Below are 3101 nucleotides of genomic sequence, written 5' to 3' on the forward strand. Positions count from 1 at the left end.
GATGGCGACAAAGGCAGCATACAAGCATTTAGGATTCACGCCGCCTAATGAACAATTGTCATTATTGTAATTATGGGCATTGGGCATTGGGCATGGGGCATGGGGCATGGGGCATGGGGCATTGGGCATGGGGCATTGGGCACTTGTACTGAGCGAAGTCGAAGTATTGGGCATTGGGCATTGATACTCGTAAATGAGTCTTTAAACTCCATTAATGAGTCTTTGAACTCCTTTAAAGAGTCTTTGAACTCCTTTAAAGAGTCTTTGTACTCCATTAAAGAGCCTTTGAACTCCATTAATGAGCCTTTGAACTCCATTAATGAGTCTTTGAACTCCATTAATGAGCCTTTGAACTCCATTAATGAGTCTTTGAACTCCATTAATGAGTCTTTGAACTCCATTAATGAGTCTTTGAACTCCATTCTTCGCCCCATGCTCAATGACAAATGACAAATGACAAATGACAAATTAGGTAAACCTAGATGATTAAGTTGATTGGTATTTTTGTTAGTTTGTTACTTGTGTTTGGCTGGGGTACTCCAGTCATGGCACAATCTCAACCGCCCATTACTCAAGAACAGTTAAAACAAGGTGATGAGTGGGCCAATCAAGCGTTTGCAGCGACGAATCAAGGTGATTTTGCGACGGCTGAAACTTACTGGACAAAGATTATTGAGCAATTTCCGACAAATGCGGGGGCGTGGAGTAACCGGGGAAATTCGCGGGTAAGTCAGAATAAGTTACAAGAGGCGATCGCAGATTATAACAAAGCCATAGAACTAGCGCCGAATGTTACCGATCCATATTTGAATCGGGGGGCGGCGTTGGAAGGGATGGGAAAATGGGATGATGCGATCGCAGATTATAATCATGTCTTAGAACTCGATCCTAATGATGCGATGGCGTATAATAATCGGGGAAATGCCAAAGCGGGTTTAGGAAAATGGGATTTAGCGATCGTAGACTACAAAAAATCTAATGAGATAGCCCCGAATTTTGCCTTCGCCCGTGCTAACTACGCCCTTGCTCTTTATGAAACAGGTCAAAAAGAGCAAGCAATTCGTGAGATGCGAAATATTGTCCGTAAATATCCCAAGTTTGCCGATATGCGTGCCGCCCTCACAGCTGCATATTGGGTAAATGGAGAACAAGGGGAAGCTGAAAGTAACTGGGTAGCAGCTTATGGACTCGATAGCCGCTATAAGGATATCGACTGGGTAAAAAATATCCGTCGTTGGCCGCCCAGCATGGCATCAGCTTTAGATAAGTTCTTGAAACTCCAGTAATATCTATGGGCATTATCCTCTGTGCATTGTTTGATATTAAAATTTTGGGCGTTGCTGAATCAAGGGATGATTCTTGTAGGGTGGGCGTCTCGCCCGCCCTGAAATACAAGGGACGGGCAAATCGCCCCATCCCACAAAACTAGCAAAATCATCCCGCAAATATGCAACGCCAAATTTTGATCATATACTTTGCACATAATCACGGATAATAGTTCTACTCTCTTCACATTTTTTGAAGGTTTTGCAATGACTCATTTTGGCATTCTTTGTCCTGCTGCGATCGGTCATCTCAACCCAATGTGTGCTTTGGGCAGAGAACTGCAACGGCGCGGTCATCGTGTCACCCTATTCCACATTCCTGATGTCCAAACAAAGGTACAAAAAGCTGGCTTAGAATTCTGGACAATTGGAGAAGTTGAATTTCCACTTGGAAGTCTGGAACCAATGTATAAAAAATTGGGTGGAATGAGTGGACTACCAGCATTGCGTTTTACGATCAGTTGGCTAAAAAAAGAAACAGCCATGCTTTTCCGTGAAGCACCAGGGGCACTCTCGAAGGCAGGTATAGAAGCGCTGTTAGTAGACCAAGTAACGCCTGGGGGTGGAACCATTGCCGACTTTGCCGAGATACCCTTTGTTACTCTGTGTAATGCTCTACTAATCAATAGAGAAGACGGAGTTCCCCCCTACTTTACGCACTGGGGCAATAACCAAGGCTGGTGGTATCGTCTGCGAAACCGAGCAGGTAACTTTTTGCTTAACCGCTTATCACAAACAATCTGGGATTTAGTATTAGATCAACGTCGTAAATGGAATTTACCACCTTACATCAAGCGTGAAGACGCTGCCGGGAAACTGGCTCACATCTGTCAGTTACCTGCTGAGTTTGACTTTCCACGAGAAGAGTTACCCAAGTGTTTCCATTACACTGGTCCGTTGCAAGATCCATCAGGGCTAGAACCCATCTCTTCATCTATATCTTTCCCCTTTGAAAAGTTAAGCGCTCAACCATTGATTTTCGCTGCCTTGGGAACTTTGCAAAACCGCAAAGAAGAAATTTTTCAGAGTATTGCTGAGGCCTGTATGGGGTTAGATATGCAACTAGTAATCTCTCTGGGTCAGCCAGAAAGAAAAGAATTACTCCCTAATCTACCTGGTTCGCCTTTGGTGGTAACTTATGCACCCCAACAGCAATTAATTTCAAGATCCGTCTTGACCATTACCCATGCTGGGATGAATGCAGTGCTAGGGGCTTTAAGTAGTGGAGTCCCCCTGGTAGCTATTCCGATTACTAATGAACAGCCAGGAATTGCTTCCCGTATAGCTTACACCGGTGCTGGTGAATTTGTAGCGCTGTCTAGCTTGACTTTACCCAGGCTGCGAGACACTATTAAGCGGGTGCTGACAGAAGACTCTTACAAAAAGAATGCCTTGAGACTACAAGAGGCGATTCAGCGAGCCGGTGGTGTCAGTCGAGCGGCTGATATTATTGAACAGGCGGTATCTACAGGTAAGCCTGTCTTATAGTTCTGAAAATAGTTTTCTGTACCATTGGCAGTAATCATCCACAAATTTTATAGTTTCAGCAGCCTCTCTTCCCCAAAACATAGCCCAGCAAGGAGTTTACGACACTTTATCCTGTTTGCATATTTTCCCAACTTAGGGTCATAAGTTGGTAATTTAGGGAATAATATCACGTCCGGTTAAACAGTTGTCATTGCGAACGGAGTGAAGCAATCGCTCCAGACGTTGTGATTGCTTCGTTTCACTTCGTTCCACTCGCAATGACATATCACAAGTAATTTATCGGACATG

At 44.2% G+C, this 3101-nt stretch carries 3 protein-coding genes; all 3 read left to right on the forward strand.

What is annotated here, in order from left to right; genetic code table 11:
• The first annotated feature begins 180 nt into the window (after positions 1-180).
• The 3 genes from LC574_RS33340 to LC574_RS33350 all read left to right on the forward strand — a co-directional run bounded on the left by LC574_RS33340 (position 181) and on the right by LC574_RS33350 (position 2813).
• On the forward strand, positions 181-450 hold the full coding sequence (locus tag LC574_RS33340) for a hypothetical protein (protein ID WP_229457864.1): 270 nt from the start codon (positions 181-183) through the stop codon (positions 448-450).
• Between the two features lie 32 nt (positions 451-482).
• The gene (locus tag LC574_RS33345; protein WP_229457865.1) at positions 483-1286 is read left to right on the forward strand and encodes a tetratricopeptide repeat protein; all 804 of its coding nucleotides are present in this window, start codon (positions 483-485) and stop codon (positions 1284-1286) included.
• Between the two features lie 246 nt (positions 1287-1532).
• Complete coding sequence (locus LC574_RS33350; protein ID WP_229457866.1) at positions 1533-2813, forward strand: glycosyltransferase; 1281 nt, start codon at positions 1533-1535, stop codon at positions 2811-2813.
• Positions 2814-3101: the final 288 nt, after the last annotated feature.

It is taken from the genome of Nostoc sp. CHAB 5715 (assembly GCF_020829685.1).
In the GTDB taxonomy this organism is placed as follows: Bacteria; Cyanobacteriota; Cyanobacteriia; order Cyanobacteriales; family Nostocaceae; genus Nostoc.

Bases quoted from the DNA above. Each gene is read 5' to 3' on its own strand.
- LC574_RS33345 (WP_229457865.1), top strand. From the start codon at position 483: ATGATTAAGTTGATTGGTATTTTTGTTAGTTTGTTACTTGTGTTTGGC.
- LC574_RS33350 (WP_229457866.1), top strand. From the start codon at position 1,533: ATGACTCATTTTGGCATTCTTTGTCCTGCTGCGATCGGTCATCTCAAC.